This window comes from Streptomyces sp. NPDC001156 (genome assembly GCF_053598275.1).
The window spans coordinates 16,579-31,268 of record NZ_JBSFJX010000097.1 but is presented as its reverse complement, the minus strand read 5'-3'; the positions used below and the strand labels follow the sequence as shown (position 1 = coordinate 31,268).

The window sequence follows — 14,690 nt, the reverse complement described above, 5'->3', positions numbered from 1 at the left end:
GCACAAGGCCCACGTCGGAACAGCCGCCCCAGTAGGGAACGCCCCACCCACAGGCGTGGCACTCCCGAACAGGAACTGGTCGGACGGCATCCCATTACAGGATGACTCTTAGGCCAGCGCCGGTGCGTCCAGCGTCAGCGTTCCCGCCTCGGCGTCCAGTTCGGCGCCGACTCCCAGCGGCAGCGTGAGGGCGCACTCGCCATGGCCGAATCCGAACTCCTCCACGATCGGCACCCCGAGCCCGCCGAGCCGGTCCATGAGGACGGTGCGCAGCAGTTCGTAGGGCCCGCATCGCTCCCAGGACCCGAGCGCGATCCCCGCGACGCCGTCAAGCCATCCGGAACGCAGCAGCTGGGTGAGGATGCGGTCGATCCGGTACGCCTCCTCGCCGACGTCCTCGATCAGCAGCAGGCCGCCGCGCGCTCCCGGCCGTGAGCGCGGAGTGCCCAGTTCGGAGGCGAGCATGCTCAGACAGCCGCCCAGGGTGACGCCCCGGGCACGGCCGGGGACGAGCGCGGTGCCGGACGACGCGATGGTCCGTACGGACTCCGGCTCGAACAGCGTCGCGCGCAGATGCTCCTGGGACCGCGTGTTCTTCAGGAAGTCGACGGCCGACACCATCGGGCCGTGCAGCGTGACGAGTCCGAGACGGGCCGCGAACGCCTCGTGCAGCGCCGTGATGTCGCTGTAGCCGGCCAGCACCTTCGGCCCGGCGGCACGCAGGGCGTCCCAGTCCAGAAGGTCCACCATGCGCTGTGTCCCGTACCCGCCGCGGGCGCAGAGCACCGCGGACACCTCCGGGTCGCACCACGCGGCCTGGAAGTCGGCGGCCCGGTCGGCGTCCGTGCCCGCGAGGTAGGGGAAGTCGGGGTGCCGGTCGAGGACGTGCGGGGCCACGACGGGGTCGAGGTCCCAGGCTCGCAGGATGTCGAGCCCGGCGGCGAGCCGCTCCTCCCGCACGGGTCCGCTGGGCGCGACGACGGCGACACGGGCCCCCCGGACGAGTCGGGGCGGTCGTACGAGGGGTGTCACTTGCTGAGCTCCAGGGTGGGGATGCCGGGCGGGTTCAGCCCGAAGACCTGCGCGTACAGCGACAGCTCGGCCTCCAGGGCGCGCACCATCGTCTCAGCCCGCCGGAAGCCGTGCCCCTCGCCCTCGAAGGCGATGTAGGCGTGCGGTATCCGGCGCCCTTCGAGCCGGGCCAGGAACCGCTCGCACTGCGCGGGCGGGCAGATGACGTCGTCCAAGCCCTGGAGCAGCAGGAAGGGCACGGTGATGCGGTCCGCGTGCTCGACGGGCGACCGCTCGGTGTACCGGCCGGGCACTTCGGCGTAGGACCCGACGAGGGACTCCAGATACCGCGACTCGAAGTCATGGGTCTCCCCCGAGCCCCAGCTCACCAGGTCCAGGACGGGGTACAGGATCGTGCCGCAGGCGTACACGTCGGTCGTCGTCAAGGACACGGCCGTCGTCCAGCCCCCGGCGCTGCCGCCGCGCACGGCGAGCCGGTCGCGGTCGGCCGTGCCCTCCTCCGCGAGAGCGAGCGCGACGCCGGCGCAGTCCTCGACGTCGACGACACCCCACTGCTCGCGCAGCCGGTCGCGGTACTCACGCCCGTAGCCGGTCGAGCCGCCGTAGTTCACCACGGCGACTCCGATACCGCGCGAGGTGAAGTAGGCGATCTCCAGGTCGAGGACGAGTGAGGCGCGGCCTGTGGGCCCGCCGTGCGCCCACACCACATACGGCGGCAGCTCATGGGCGGGCGCGACGTGGCCGGGATGGTGCGGAGGGTAGATGTGGGCGTGGATGTCACGGCCCCCGGGGCCGGTGAAGGTGCGGATCTGCGGCTCGGGGTAGTACGCGGGGTCCACCGGGTCCTCGTGCGCGGCCCCGATGACCCGGGTACGCCCGGTCCGGGAGTCCAGCTCGACGACCTCGCCAGCGCTGCGCGGGCTGGCGCCGACGGCCACGACCCGGCTGCCGTGCGCGGCGAGCGTCGCGGCGAACTCGGTCCAGGGCCCTGCCGCGTCGACCACCTCCCCGCTGTCCGGGTCGAGGATGCCGAGCACTGCGGCGCCTCTTCCGTGGACGACGGCGATCAGCCCGCCATCCAGGGGCGCGAACCAGCGCTGCCCGACCTTCCACAGCGGCCCCGCGAACTCCTCCTCGCGGGAACACAACGGCTCGCCGTCCCGGTACAGGTTCCACCAGCCGGTGCGGTCACTGGCGTAGAGCAGGGATCCGTCGGACGCCCACTCTGCCTGGGCGATGGACTCCTCGGGCCCGCCGGCGAGAGCGCGAGGCTCCAGGAACGTGCCGTCTTCGGTCACCTCGGCGACGATCAGCTCGGTACCGTCCCAGGGCATGCGTGGATGGTCCCAGACGAGCCAGGCGGCGCGCCGCCCGTCCGGCGAGAGGCGGGGCCCGGTGACGAACCGGTGGCGCCCGTCGGTCAGTTCGCGCACGGCGTCCCGGTCCCGGGCCGCCGAACCGTCCAGCGGTACGGCGGCGGCCACCCGCCGTACGTCCCCGGCTCCGTCGCCGGTGAACTCCTCGAGCACGCACCAGACTTCACCGCGCTCGACGTGCAGTGTCGGGTCGACCCAGCGCAGTCCGCCGCCCACCGGGGACAGCGGGGTCAGCGGGCGCGGTCCGGCACCGGGCGCCGCGGGCTCGTACGCGTACAGCCTCTGGTCCGCGAAGTTCACGAACACCACCAGGGGCCCTTCGGAGCGCATCACCCCGGTCCAGGGCCGGCCGCCGTACTCCATGACCCGGCTGCGCACGTTCCACGGTGGGGGCAGCACCGACTCCTCGGTGCCGTCCGCCGTGCGGCGCACGAGCGTGCGGCGTCCGCCCTCGGCGGGGCGCGGTTCGGTCCACCACGCCTCCTCGCCGACGAAGTCCACCGACTCCGGATGGCCGTCGTGTGCGGCGGCGAGCGCCGCGTCGATGGGCGAGGACCATTCCCCGTACGGAAGTGTCTGCACCATCTCCCCCTCTCTCCCCTACACCGCGCGCAGGAAGCGGTCGAGTACCCGGACTCCGAAGTGCAGCGCCTCCACCGGGACCCGCTCGTCGACACCGTGGAACAGCGCCTGGTAGTCGAAGCCCTCCGGAAGCTTCAGCGGCGCGAAGCCGTAGCCGGTGATGCCGAGCCGGGAGAACTGCTTGGCGTCCGTACCGCCCGACATGCAGTACGGCACCACATGGCCCTCCGGCGCGAACTCCTCGACGGCGGCACGCATCCGGGCGTAGGTCGGCGAGTCCACCGGCGCCTGGAGAGCGACCTCGCGATGATCGAACTCCCACTCCACATCCGACCCGGTGAGCTCGTCCAAGGTGGTGCGGAACTCCTCCTCGCCGCCCGGCAGATAACGTCCGTCGATGTACGCGACGGCCTCGCCCGGGATCACATTGATCTTGTAACCGGCGCTCAGCATCGTGGGGTTGGCGCTGTTGCGCACGGTCGGCCGGACGAGTGCGGCGGCCGGGCCGAGCTTGTCCAGCAGGCCGTCCACATCGTCGAGGCCGCCGTCGATGCCGTAGACCGCGGCGAGTTCGGTGAGCGCCGCGCGCACCGTCGGGGTCAGTCTGAGCGGCCACTCATGGGCGCCGATACGGGCGACGGCCGCGGCGAGCCGGGTCACCGCGTTGTCGTGGTTGACCTTGGAGCCGTGGCCCGCCCGGCCACGCGCGGTGAGCTTGAGCCAGCCGGTGCCGCGCTCGCCCGCCGCGATCGGGTAGAGCTGCCGGCCGTCGCCGTCGTGGAACGTGAACGCCCCGGACTCGCTGATGCCCTCTGTACACCCCTCGAACAGTCCGGCGTGCCGGTCGGCGAGGAAGCCCGAGCCGTCCTCGGCGGTCGCCTCCTCGTCGGCGGTGAACGCGAGGACGAGGTCACGTCGCGGTCGCACCCCTGAGCGCGCCCACTCCCGCACCACCGCGAGGATCATCGCGTCCATGTTCTTCATGTCGACGGCGCCCCGGCCCCAGACGACTCCGTCGCGCACCTCACCGGAGAACGGGTGCACGCTCCAGTCGGCGGCCTCGGCCGGCACCACATCGAGATGGCCGTGGACGAGCAGCGCATCGGCGGAGGGATCGGTGCCCTCTATGCGGGCGACGACGTTCGTCCGGCCCTCGGTGCGCTCCAGCAGGGCCGGTTCCAGGCCCGCCTCGGAAAGCAGCTCCGCCGCGTACTCGGCGGCGGGCCGCTCCCGGCAGTCGCCGCCGCCGCGGTTCGTCGTGTCGATGCGGATGAGGTCCGAGGTGAACCGGACCACCTCGTCGAGTGCCTGCTGGTCAGCCATACTGCTCCTCCACCGCGGCCGAGACGATCGTGGTGACCGCCTTGAAGGTACGGATCGCCCCATACATACGCTCGCTCGTGTACGCCACCTTCCGCTCCCCGACGCGGTCCACGCCCGGCACCACGGTGGCGGACATCGCCAGGTGCTCCGCGTCGAACTCCAACGCGATCGTGAACGGCCCCCCGCTCACCGGCTCGTGACGTACCGCCAGGGACACCGCGTCCTTGGCCGCCGCGCGGATGTCGGCCGCGGTCCTGGCCGGTGTGCGGCACACCGCCGCGTACCGGGAGACGTGGTCCTTCACGGCGACCTTGAGCGCCTCGGGCGCGTACCCGAGCGCGTCCTCGCAGGCCACGTCGTCCCCGGTGACAAGGATGACGGGCACGCCGTACTCGGCGACCACGTGTGCGTTCAGCAGGCCCTCGCTGGCGCGCGTGTCGTTCAGCCACACCCCGGTGATCGAGTTGGCGAGGTAGGTGTGCGCGAGGACGCCCTCCATACCGGCGCCGGCGTGATAGCCCACGAACGCGACCCCGTCCACGTCCCCGTGCTGCACGCCTTCGACCATGGAGAGGGACTTGTGCCGGCCGGTGAGCATCTGCGCCCGCTCGTCCAGACGCTCGAGGAGGAGGTTCCGCATGGACCAGTGGGCCTCGTTGATCAGCACCTCGTCGGCGCCGCCGGCGAGGAAACCGAGCACCGCGGCGTTCACGTCCGAGGTGAACATCCCACGGCACCGCTCCCACTCCGGCGTCCCGGGCAGCACGTCGGCCGGCCAGGTCACACCCGTGGCGCCCTCCATGTCGGCGCTGATGAGGATCTTCATGGCAGGAAACCTACGCGCTCGTGACGTTGCGTGACCAGCCCTGTGGAAAAGTGTCCCGCCGTGGTGGCGGCCTTCGACAGCACACCCCCTGACCGCGTGACCGGTCAGGGGCGGTCACGCGGTCAGGGCGGCTACGAGCGGCGGCCTGCCGGCCGTGGAGCGCGGGCCGGCCCGGCCCCGGCACCCCGGCACCCGACGCTCCGGCACCCGGCACCCGGCACCCGGCACCCGGCACCCGGCACCCGGCGTCAGCGATACAGCGCAGGCCGCTCGGCCAGCTCGACCTCGACGCGGCGGCCCTCCGACTGGGCGCGCACGCCCGCCTCGCAGACCGCTGCCGCGGCATAGCCGTCCCAGACGCTCGGCCCGGTGACCTCACCGCGCCGGGTGGCGTCGACCCAGGCCTGCACCTCGCGGTCGTAGGCCTCCGCGAAGCGCTCCACGAAGTCCTGGGCGATGCCGCCGCCCCAGCGGCCCGCCTCCTGGGTGACCATGGCATGCCCGTCGCCGATCCTGGCGCTTCCCTGTTCGCACACCACCTCGGCCTGTACCTGGTAGCCGAAGCCGCAGTTGACGAAGATCTCGACGTCGACGAGGGCGCCCCCATCGGTCTCGAAGACGACGAGCTGCGGGTCCGAAAGGCCTGTCGGGGCGTCGCCCGACGGTGCCGGGCGCAGCACCGTCACCGCCGTGATCTCCTGGCCGAGCAGCCAGCGCGTCACGTCCATCTCGTGCACGACCGAGTCGTTGATGAGCATGGCGTCGGTGAAGCCGGGCGGGCTGGCCGCGTTGCGGTGCCGGTTGTGCAGCATCAACGGGCGGCCCAGCCGGCCGCCGTCCAGCAGCTCCTTGAGCCTGAGGTACTCGGCGTCATAGCGCCGCATGAAACCGACCTGGACGCGCCGGTGGCCCAACTTCTGCTCGGCCCGCAGGATCCGGAGCGCGGAGGCCGCGTCGGGCGTGAGGGGCTTCTCGCACAGTACCGGCAGGTCGCGCTCGAAGGCCGCGAGCAGCGCGGCTTCGTGGGCGGGGCCGGGAGAGGCGATCAGTACCGCGTCGACGTCGGCGGCGGCCATCGCGGCGGCCGGTTCGGTGTAGGCGGTGCAGCCCTCGACACCGGCCGCGACGCTCTTCGCCCGCTCGGCATCGACGTCCACGACGGCGGACACCCGCGCGCCGCTGATCACCTCGTCGATACGGCGCACATGGTCGGCGCCCATCCGTCCCGTCCCGATGACGGCGACTCGGAGCGTTCCGCGCTGAGTCATGGTGGTCGGTCGTCCCTTCGGATGGTCAGGCGCCGCAGGAGCGGAGGAACTTGCGGGTGCGTACGGCGATGGGCAGCGGCCTGTCCGGCTCGCAGGGGTACATGTCCTGCTCGACGATGGCGAACAGCTCGACGCCGAGCTTCTGGGCGGCGACGAGGACCGGCTCCAGCTCGGGCACGCCCGCCGGGGGTTCGCACATCACACCGCGCTGCACGGCGGGCCCGAACGGAACGCCGTTCTCCACGACGTCGGCGAGGATCTCCGGGTCGACCTGCTTGAGATGCAGATAGCCGATGCGCTCGCCATAGGTCTCGATGAGCTTGACGCTGTCGCCGCCGCAGTAGGCGTAATGCCCGGTGTCCAGGCAGAGGTTGACGAGGTCGGAGTTCGTCGAGTCCAGGAAGCGCTCGACGTGCGCCTCGGTGTCGATGTGCGTGTCGGCGTGCGGGTGGACGACGATGTCGAGGCCGTAGGTCTCCTTGACCTCGTGGCCGAGCCGCTCCATGCCCTTGGTCAGGTGCGCCCACTGTTCGGCGGTGAGCTCCGAGGGCTCGATGATCTCGGCCGTCTTGTCGTCCCGCCAGAAGGACGGGATGACCACGAGGTGCTTCGCGCCCATCGCCTGGGTGAGCGCGGCGACCTGGCCGACGTGCTCCCAGGTGGACTCCCACACGGCCGGTCCGCGGTGCAGCGAGGTGAAGACCGTGCCGGCCGACACCTTCAGGTCCCGCTTGTTCACCTCGTCGGTCAGGCGCGCCGGATCGGTCGGCAGATAGCCGTAGGGGCCGAGCTCGATCCAGGAGTACCCGGCCTCGCTGACCTCGTCCAGGAAGCGTTCCCAGGGCACCTGTTGCGGGTCGTCCGGGAACCAGACGCCCCAGGAGTCCGGGGCCGAGCCGACCCGGATGCGGTCCAGGGCAGTGGTCATGTCACAGGGTCCCTTCGGGAGATGCCGTCACAGGTGCCTGGAGGTCCTCCGCTTCGGGGAGCCCCTCGACGTCTACGCCGCCGACCTGTGCCAGCTCGTGCTTGAGGGCGGCGAGTTCGGCGCCGCCGGCCATGTGGTTGGTCAGTTCCTCGAGGCTGACCTGCGAACGGTCCGCGCTGAGCTCGAGGGTGCCCAGGCGCAGCACGCTGAAGTGGTCGCCGACCATATAGGCGTGGTGCGGATTGTGGGTGATGAAGATGACGCCGAGGCCGCGCTCGCGGGCGGCGGCGATGTACTTGAGGACCACACCGGACTGCTTGACGCCGAGCGCGGCGGTGGGTTCGTCCAGGATCAGGACGCGGGCGCCGAAGTAGACGGCGCGGGCGATGGCGACACACTGGCGCTGGCCGCCGGACAGGGTGCCGATGGGCTGCTCGAGGTCGTCCAGGACGATGCCCATGTTCCGCAGTTCTTCGTCCGCGGTCCGCTTCATCCGGGCGATGTCGAGACGGCGGAACGGCCAGGGGCCCTTGGTCATCTCGGAGCCCAGGAAGAAGTTCCGCCACACCGGCATCAGCGGCACGGTGGCCAGGTCCTGGTAGACGGTGGCGATACCCCGGTCGAGTGCCTCGCGGGGGGTGGTGAAGCGCACGGGCTCGCCGTCGACGAGGACCTCGCCCTCGGTGTGCTGGTGCAGCCCCGAAATGATTTTGATCAGTGTGGACTTGCCGGCGCCGTTGTCGCCCAGGACGCAGGTGACCTTGCCGGGGTGGACGGCGAGGTCGACCCCGTGCAGGGCGCGGATGTTGCCGTACGACTTGCCCGTGCCGCGCAGTTCGACCACGGGGGCCTGGTCGTCCGGGGCCGCCTTGGCGGTGTTCTTGCCGATGTCAGCGGTCGTCATGGGGTGGTCACCTCCGGGTCGCGGACTTCTGGACCCACAGATTGATGAGGGTGGCGCCGAGGAGCATCACGCCGAGGAATGCCTTGAACCAGTCGGGGTTCCAGCCCGCGTAGACGATGCCCTGGCTCACCATGCCGAACATGAAGGCACCGAAGACCGGGCCGATCGCCGAGCCGTAGCCGCCGGTCAGCAGACAGCCGCCGATCACGGCGGCGGCGATGTAGATCAGCTCCTGGCCGACGCCCTCGCCGGACTGCACGGTGTTGAAGGAGAACAGCTGGTGCATGCCGACGAACCAGGCACCGAAGCCGACCAGCATGAACAGCGAGATCTTGGTGAACTTCACCGGCACACCGACGGCTCGCGCGCTGTCCTTGTTGCCGCCGACGGCGAAGATCCAGTTGCCGTACTTGGTGCGCAGCAGCACCCAGGTCGCCAGGGCCGCGAAGAGCAGCCACCACAGGACGGTGATCTTGAGCTGGACGCCGCCGACGGAGAACGACGACGAGAAGACCGCCTTGGCCTGGTCGAAACCGTCCATGTTGCTGATGTCGTCGGTCGCGACATTGCCGGTGATCAGCTTGGTGACCGCGAGGTTGATGCCCTGCAGCCCGAGGAAGGTGCCAAGGGTGACCAGGAAGCTGGGCAGTCCGGTGCGGACCATCATCCAGCCGTTGAACGCCCCGATGGCGAGCGAGACCACGAGCGCGACGACCACGCCCACCCAGACGTTCATGGTCAGCTGGAAACTGACCATGCTGGCGGTCAGCGCCGAGGTGATCACCGCGACACCGGCCGACAGGTCGAACTCTCCGCCGATCATCAGCAGGGCCACGGGCAGCGCCATGATCCCGATGGTGGACGACTGGTAGAGGACGGTGGCCATCGCGCTGCCCGTGCGGAACGTCGGCGCCGCGGCGAAGAAGAAGACGAACACCGCGACGGCGCCGAGGAAGACGCCGACCTCCGGCCGGGCGAGCAGTCGGAGGACGAAGGACCGCTGCGCCGTCCGCCCGTCGCTCTGCCGGGGGCCGGAGGCCGGCGGTGAGGTCACCGCCGGCACAGCCTGCTGGCTCATAGGGATCACCTGGTGCCCTTCGCGGCGAAGGTGGCGATGGTGTCGACGTTGGACTTGTCGACGAAGGCCGGGCCGGTCAGCACCGGCTGCTCACCGCCGCCGCTGTAGTTGCCGTTGTTCTTGTAGAGCCACAGGGAGTCGACCGCGAGGTAGCCCTGCAGGTAGGGCTGCTGGTCGACGGCGAACTGGATGTCGCCCTTCTTGATGGCGCTGGTCAGGTCCTTGTTGAGGTCGAAGGTGGCGACCTTCGCCTTGCTGCCCGCGTCGGACAGCGACTGCACCGCCGTCAGCGCGAACGGCGCACCGAGGGTGACGACGTAGTCGATCGAGCTGTCCTGCTTGAGTTTGGCAGTGATCGTCGACTTCACCGACGGCATGTCGGTGCCGTTGACATAGAGGACCTGCGTCTTACCGCTGAACGTCTTCTTCACACCGTCACAGCGCTGGGTGAGCCCGATGTTGCCCTGCTCCTGGATCACGCAGACGGCGTTCTTGGCGCCCTCCTCGTTCAGCCGCTTGCCGAGCGCCTCTCCCGCCACGCCCTCGTCCTGCCCGAAGAACTCCATCAGGCCGAGCTTCTGCCAGTCACTCACGCCGGAGTTGAGGCCCACCACCGGGATACCCGCGGACTTCGCCTTGCCGACGACGTCCTTCATGGCGTCCGGCTTGGCCAGGGTGATCGCTATGCCGTCGACCTTCTGGTCGATCGCGTTCTGCACCAGGTTCGCCTGGTTGCCGGCGTTGGGGTCGGCGGAGTAGACGAGCTTGATGTTGTCCTTGGCCGCGGCCGCCTCGGCCCCCTTGCGGACGATGTCCCAGAAGGTGTCGCCGGGCGCCTGGTGGGTGACCAGCGCGACGGTCATACGGGGAGTGGTGGCCTTGCCCGCGGCGGCGCCGGAGCTGCTCTCCTCCGCCTTCTTTCCGCCCGAGCTGCTGGAGCAGCCGGCGACGAGCAGCGCCGAGGCCGCGGCCAGCGCGACGAGCGGGGCGACCCTGCGGGAGCGGCGGGAGCGAATCGTGCGATCCATCTTTCCTGCACCTCACTGTGCGACCGGGGGGAAAGGGAACGAGGAGGGACGACGCCGGGCGGGATGCCCGTGCGGCCCGGGCGGGTGCCCGGGTCGATGTGCCGGTGAAGCGGCGGTTTCGTTGGGACGGGATACAAACCCCTGCAACACCCGTCTGTCAATACTTTGTTAAGACATCATTTCAGAAGCAGGTCCGAATGTAAGAACAAAGTCTTGACAGAGGATCGCCGGGCGACCTACACCTGTGAGGCATCCGGGCCCGGACTTCGCGCCCTCCGGGCGTCCGGCTGCCCGCACATCCCGCACGAGGAGCGACACGCATGTCCGAGCCCGCCGGCTGTTTCGATCTCATCACCATGGGACGCATCGGGGTCGATCTCTACCCGCTCCAGACCGGTGTGCCCCTTCCCGAGGTCAAGTCCTTCGGAAAATTCCTCGGCGGCTCGGCGGCCAACGTCGCGGTGGCCGCGGCGCGGCTCGGCCGCACCACCGCGGTCATCACCCGCACCGGCGACGACCCCTTCGGCACCTATCTGCACCAGCAGCTCAAGGAGTTCGGCGTAGACGACCGGTTCGTCACACCCGTGGCCGCATATCCGACCCCGATCACGTTCTGCGAGATCTTCCCGCCGGACGACTTCCCGCTCTACTTCTACCGCCGACCCAAGGCGCCCGACCTCGAGATCCGCACCGACGAGCTGGACTTGCCCGCCATCCGCTCGGCCCGCATCTTCTGGATCACCGGCACCGGTCTGAGCGAGGAGCCCAGTCGCTCGGCCACGCTCGCCGCACTCGAGGCCCGCGACAAGGCCGGCACCACGGTCTTCGACCTCGACTGGCGCCCCATGTTCTGGAGCGACCCCGAGGCGGCGCGGCCGTACTACGCCGAGGCGCTGCGCCACGCCACCGTGGCCGTCGGCAACCTCGACGAGTGCGAGATCGCCACCGGCGTACGCGAACCGAAGGCCTGCGCCGAGGCACTGCTCGACGCGGGCGTGGAACTCGCGGTCGTCAAGCAGGGCCCCAAGGGCGTCCTCGCCGTGCACCGGGACGGGACGACGGCCGAGGTACCCCCCGTGCCGGTCGAGGTCGTCAACGGGCTCGGCGCCGGGGACGCGTTCGGCGGCTCGCTCTGCCACGGACTGCTCTCCGGCCGACCGCTGGAGGAGACCATGCGGTACGCGAACGCGGCCGGAGCGCTCGTCGCCTCCCGGCTCGCCTGCTCCTCCGCGATGCCGACCGAGCAGGAGGTCGCCGACCTCCTCGCCCGCGCCTGACCCTCGCGTCACGACCCCGCGCACCCGGCCGACCGCCGCCACCCTGAACGGAGCCTTTGTTGAGCATCAGCATCCCCGACCTCGTCACCGTGCGCGCCCGGCACCCGGAGGCCATCGCCGAGGCCGCCGCCCGCCGGGTCCGCCGCCCGCTGATCGGCGACAACGGCCGACTCATGATCGTGGCCGCCGACCACCCGGCCCGCGGCGCCCTCAGCGTGGGCGACCACCGTCTGGCCATGGCCAACCGCGCCGATCTGCTGGAGCGCCTGTGCGTGGCGCTGTCCCGGCCCGGCGTGGACGGGGTGCTGGCCACCGCGGACATCCTGGAGGACCTGCTGCTCCTCGGTGTCCTGGACGACAAGGTTGTCATGGGGTCGATGAACCGGGGCGGGCTCGCGGGTGCCTGCTTCGAGATGGACGACCGCTTCACCGGCCACCGCCCCGAGGACATCGAACGGCTCCGCTTCGACGCCGGGAAACTGCTGCTGCGGATCGACTACGACGACCCCGGCTCCCTGCGGACCCTGGAGTCCGCGGCCCGGGCCGTGGACGAGATGGCCGCGCGCGAACTGCCGCTGTTCGTCGAACCGTTCATATCGCGCCGCGTCGACGGCAGGGTGCGCAACGACCTGAGCGCCGAGGCCGTCACCCGGTCCATCGCCATCGCCTCGGGCCTCGGCGGCACATCCGCCTACACCTGGCTCAAGCTCCCGGTCACCGACGACCCCGACGCCATGGCCGAGGCACTGGAGGCGTCCACTCTGCCCGCCGTGCTGCTGGGCGGCGAGGTCGGCAAGGACCAGGAGGGCGCGTACGAGAAGTGGCGCAAGGCCCTGCGCCTACCGACCGTGCAGGGCATGGTGGTCGGCCGGTCCCTGCTCTACCCCGCCGAAGGCAGCGTCGAGACCGCGGTGGACACGGCGGTGAGCCTGCTGTGACCCCCTCCGCCCCGCTGAGAGGTGCCTCATGAGCACCCACCGCAGTCCCGCGCGCAACGCCACCACCGCCGCCTGCACCGTCGATGTCACCCCGGAGGCGGAGTATGGGACTGCTCCAGCCTGCGCGTGGATCCGCGACATCCGGCCCGCGCAGCCGGCCGGCGCCCGCCTTCCGCCCCACACCGCCCCAGTGAGGTCCTGATGAGCAGTCAGTCAAGTCCGTCAATGCGTCGTCTGACCGTCGCCCAGGCTCTGGTGCGGTTCCTGTCCGTGCAGTACAGCGAGCGCGACGGCGTACGGCACCGGCTCATCGCCGGCACCTGGGGCATCTTCGGCCACGGCAACGTCGCCGGGATCGGCCAGGCCCTGCTCGAGGCCGGCGAGGACACCATGCCCTTCCACCAGGGCCGCAACGAGCAGGCCATGGTGCACGCCGCCGTAGGCTACGCCCGTCAGTCGAACCGCCTGTCCACCCAGGCGGTCACCACCTCCATCGGCCCCGGTGCCACCAACCTCGTCACCGGCGCCGCACTCGCCACGATCAACCGTCTCCCGGTGCTGCTGCTGCCCGGTGACTACTTCGCCACCCGCCCCGCCGACCCGCTGCTGCAGCAACTGGAGCACCCCGTCGAGGCCGACGTGTCCGTCAACGACACCCTCCGCCCGGTCTCCCGTTACTTCGACCGGATCACCCGGCCCGAGATGCTGATCCCGTCCGCGCTCAACGCCATGCGGGTGTTGACCGACCCCGCCGAGACGGGCGCGGTCACCCTCGCGCTGCCGCAGGACGTGCAGGCGGAGGCGTACGACTGGCCCGAGGAGTTCTTCGCCGAGCGGGTCTGGCGGGTGCGCCGTCCCGCGCCCGACCCGGTCGAGTTCGCGGAGGCGGTGCGCGCGATCCGGGCCGCCGAGCGGCCCTTGATCGTGGCGGGAGGCGGGGTCCACCACAGCGAGGCCGAGGAGGCGCTGAAGGCGCTGGCCGATGCCACCGGGATCCCGGTCGCCTCCACCCAGGCGGGCAAGGGCTCGCTGCGCCACGACCACCCCACGGATCTCGGCGGCATCGGTCACACCGGCACCGCCGTCTGCGACGACATCGCCCGCACAGCCGACCTGGTCATCGGCGTCGGCACCCGCTACAGCGACTTCACCACCGCCTCCAGCACTCTGTTCCAGAACCCCGGCGTGCGGTTCGTCAACCTCAACATCACCGCCTTCGACGCCCACAAGCTCGCGGCCCGCACCCTGGTGGCCGACGCACGGGCAGGCCTCGAGGCACTCACCGAAGGCCTGGACGGCCACCGGGTGAGCGAGGCGTACGAGGCCGAGTACCGTGCGGGCAAGGAGCGTTGGGAGCAGGTGGTCGAGGCGGCCTACCGCGCGGACGACGAGAACTCCGCGCCGACCCAGACCCAGGTTCTCGGCGCCCTCGACTCCGTTGTCGGCGACGACGACGTGGTGATCAACGCGGCCGGCTCGCTCCCCGGCGATCTGCACAAGCTGTGGCGGGCCCGCTCGCCGCGCCAGTACCACCTGGAGTACGGCTACTCCTGCATGGGCTACGAGATCCCGGCCGGCATCGGCGTCCAGCAGGCCGCCCCCGGCACACCGGTGTGGTCGCTGGTCGGCGACGGCACCTACCTGATGATGCCCACCGAGATCGTCACCGCGGTGCAGGAGGGTCTGCCGGTCAATCTGGTCCTGATCCAGAACCACGGCTACGCCTCCATCGGCGGCCTGTCCGAGGAGATCGGCGGCGAACGCTTCGGCACCGCCTATCGTCACCGGGCCGCCGACGGCACCTTCACCGGCGCCCCGCTCCCGGTGGACCTGGCCGCCAACGCCGCGAGCCTCGGCATGGAGGTCATCAGCACCAAGACCGTACGGGAACTGCGCGACGCCTTGGCCGCCGCGCGCGCCTCGGACCGGCCCACCTGCGTGTACGTCGAGACCGACCCGGCACCGACCGCCCCGCCCGCCGAGGCCTGGTGGGACGTGCCCGTCGCCGAGGTCGCCTCGCGTGAGGCGGCCGTGGCCGCCCGCGAGAGGTACGACCGGAACGTCGTCGGCCGCCGGCGCCACCTCTGACTCCCACCACTGGCGCAGGGCCCCCTCGCCCGCGCCGGCCCA

General features: G+C 70.9%; 12 protein-coding genes. 3 read left to right on the top strand and 9 right to left on the bottom strand.

Going from position 1 to position 14,690, the window contains the following annotated elements:
* Nucleotides 1-108 precede the first annotated feature (108 nt).
* The 9 genes from ACWDA7_RS32760 to ACWDA7_RS32720 all read right to left on the bottom strand — a co-directional run bounded on the left by ACWDA7_RS32760 (nt 109) and on the right by ACWDA7_RS32720 (nt 10,345).
* On the bottom strand, nt 109-1,032 hold the full coding sequence (locus tag ACWDA7_RS32760; protein WP_450608929.1) for a S66 peptidase family protein: 924 nt from the start codon (nt 1,030-1,032) through the stop codon (nt 109-111).
* Nucleotides 1,029-2,993: a prolyl oligopeptidase family serine peptidase gene (locus ACWDA7_RS32755; RefSeq protein ID WP_450608927.1), complete on the bottom strand. Its 1,965-nt coding sequence runs from the start codon at nt 2,991-2,993 to the stop codon at nt 1,029-1,031. The genes ACWDA7_RS32760 and ACWDA7_RS32755 overlap by 4 nt, the downstream gene beginning before the upstream one ends.
* Nucleotides 2,994-3,008: 15 nt before the next feature.
* Nucleotides 3,009-4,313 (bottom strand): M20/M25/M40 family metallo-hydrolase, encoded by a 1,305-nt coding sequence (locus tag ACWDA7_RS32750; RefSeq protein WP_450608925.1) that lies wholly within the window; start codon nt 4,311-4,313, stop codon nt 3,009-3,011.
* Complete coding sequence (locus ACWDA7_RS32745; protein ID WP_450608923.1) at nt 4,306-5,139, bottom strand: M55 family metallopeptidase; 834 nt, start codon at nt 5,137-5,139, stop codon at nt 4,306-4,308. Before ACWDA7_RS32745 ends, ACWDA7_RS32750 begins: the two co-directional genes overlap by 8 nt.
* Before the next feature lie 248 nt (nt 5,140-5,387).
* Nucleotides 5,388-6,407 (bottom strand): Gfo/Idh/MocA family protein, encoded by a 1,020-nt coding sequence (locus ACWDA7_RS32740; protein ID WP_450608921.1) that lies wholly within the window; start codon nt 6,405-6,407, stop codon nt 5,388-5,390.
* 25 nt (nt 6,408-6,432) lie between these two features.
* Entirely contained in the window at nt 6,433-7,335 is a 903-nt protein-coding gene (locus ACWDA7_RS32735; protein WP_450608919.1) for a sugar phosphate isomerase/epimerase family protein, read from the bottom strand.
* A gap of 1 nt (nt 7,336) precedes the next feature.
* Nucleotides 7,337-8,239, bottom strand: a complete 903-nt coding sequence (locus ACWDA7_RS32730) for an ATP-binding cassette domain-containing protein (protein ID WP_359398127.1) — start codon at nt 8,237-8,239, stop codon at nt 7,337-7,339.
* Between the two features lie 7 nt (nt 8,240-8,246).
* Complete coding sequence (locus ACWDA7_RS32725) at nt 8,247-9,323, bottom strand: ABC transporter permease (protein ID WP_450608931.1); 1,077 nt, start codon at nt 9,321-9,323, stop codon at nt 8,247-8,249.
* Nucleotides 9,323-10,345: a sugar ABC transporter substrate-binding protein gene (locus ACWDA7_RS32720; protein ID WP_450608917.1), complete on the bottom strand. Its 1,023-nt coding sequence runs from the start codon at nt 10,343-10,345 to the stop codon at nt 9,323-9,325. The genes ACWDA7_RS32725 and ACWDA7_RS32720 overlap by 1 nt, the downstream gene beginning before the upstream one ends.
* Nucleotides 10,346-10,665: 320 nt before the next feature.
* Between ACWDA7_RS32720 and iolC the strand changes: the two genes are divergently transcribed.
* The 3 genes from iolC (at nt 10,666) to iolD (ending at nt 14,648) form a co-directional block, all read left to right on the top strand.
* Complete coding sequence (gene iolC, locus ACWDA7_RS32715) at nt 10,666-11,622, top strand: 5-dehydro-2-deoxygluconokinase (protein WP_450608915.1); 957 nt, start codon at nt 10,666-10,668, stop codon at nt 11,620-11,622.
* Between the two features lie 59 nt (nt 11,623-11,681).
* Entirely contained in the window at nt 11,682-12,560 is an 879-nt protein-coding gene (locus ACWDA7_RS32710) for a Cgl0159 family (beta/alpha)8-fold protein (RefSeq protein WP_450608913.1), read from the top strand.
* A 201-nt stretch (nt 12,561-12,761) separates the two neighbouring features.
* The gene (iolD, locus tag ACWDA7_RS32705; RefSeq protein ID WP_450608911.1) at nt 12,762-14,648 is read left to right on the top strand and encodes a 3D-(3,5/4)-trihydroxycyclohexane-1,2-dione acylhydrolase (decyclizing); all 1,887 of its coding nucleotides are present in this window, start codon (nt 12,762-12,764) and stop codon (nt 14,646-14,648) included.
* The last annotated feature ends 42 nt before the right edge of the window (nt 14,649-14,690 follow it).

Bases quoted from the DNA above. Each gene is read 5' to 3' on its own strand.
- ACWDA7_RS32755 (WP_450608927.1), bottom strand. From the start codon at position 2,993: ATGGTGCAGACACTTCCGTACGGGGAATGGTCCTCGCCCATCGACGCG.
- ACWDA7_RS32750 (WP_450608925.1), bottom strand. From the start codon at position 4,313: ATGGCTGACCAGCAGGCACTCGACGAGGTGGTCCGGTTCACCTCGGAC.
- ACWDA7_RS32745 (WP_450608923.1), bottom strand. From the start codon at position 5,139: ATGAAGATCCTCATCAGCGCCGACATGGAGGGCGCCACGGGTGTGACC.
- ACWDA7_RS32740 (WP_450608921.1), bottom strand. From the start codon at position 6,407: ATGACTCAGCGCGGAACGCTCCGAGTCGCCGTCATCGGGACGGGACGG.
- ACWDA7_RS32735 (WP_450608919.1), bottom strand. From the start codon at position 7,335: ATGACCACTGCCCTGGACCGCATCCGGGTCGGCTCGGCCCCGGACTCC.
- ACWDA7_RS32730 (WP_359398127.1), bottom strand. From the start codon at position 8,239: ATGACGACCGCTGACATCGGCAAGAACACCGCCAAGGCGGCCCCGGAC.
- ACWDA7_RS32720 (WP_450608917.1), bottom strand. From the start codon at position 10,345: ATGGATCGCACGATTCGCTCCCGCCGCTCCCGCAGGGTCGCCCCGCTC.
- iolC (WP_450608915.1), top strand. From the start codon at position 10,666: ATGTCCGAGCCCGCCGGCTGTTTCGATCTCATCACCATGGGACGCATC.
- iolD (WP_450608911.1), top strand. From the start codon at position 12,762: ATGAGCAGTCAGTCAAGTCCGTCAATGCGTCGTCTGACCGTCGCCCAG.